We start from the raw sequence: 574 nt of genomic DNA, 5'->3' as shown, positions 1-574 counted from the left end.
GGCGGATCACCGCCTCGTCCTCGATTTGGACGCCGCGGCAGTTCTCGCCCATTGTGCGGCCGTTGACCGTCAGCGCGCCTTCCGCGATCAAGCCCTGTTCGATCAGCTGGTTGACCACCGCGGGCACGCCGCCGGCGCGGTAATAATCCTCGCCGAGATACTCGCCTGCGGGCTGCAGGTTGACCAGCAGCGGCACGCCGTGGCCCTCGGTCTCCCAGTCCTTGAGCGGCAGCTCGACGCCGACATGGCGCGCCAGCGCCGCCAGGTGGATCGGCGCGTTGGTCGAGCCGCCGATCGCGGAATTGACCTTGATCGCATTGTGGAAGGCGTCCTTGGTCAGGATGTCCGAGGGCTTGAGGTCCTCCGCCACCATCTCCACCACGCGCTTGCCGGTGAGATAGGCCACCTCCTGCCGGTCGCGATAGGGCGCCGGGATCGCCGCCGAGCCGGGCAGCGACATGCCCAGCGCCTCGGCCAGGCTGTTCATCGTCGTCGCCGTGCCCATCGTGTTGCAATAGCCGGTCGACGGCGCCGAGCTGGCCACCAGCCGGATGAACTCGGCGTCGTCGATCTC

At 68.3% G+C, this 574-nt stretch carries 1 protein-coding gene; it reads right to left on the bottom strand.

The features are described 5' to 3' along the window. Positions 1 to 574 (bottom strand): dihydroxy-acid dehydratase domain-containing protein (locus ACMGDM_RS20650; protein ID WP_436806019.1); only part of this gene is annotated, 574 nt, incomplete at both ends.

This window comes from Sphingomonas larreae, from assembly GCF_051400595.1.
Taxonomy (GTDB): domain Bacteria; phylum Pseudomonadota; class Alphaproteobacteria; order Sphingomonadales; family Sphingomonadaceae; genus Sphingomonas.
The sequence above is the reverse complement of the archived record's forward strand: the minus strand, read 5'-3'. Positions and strand labels throughout refer to the sequence as shown.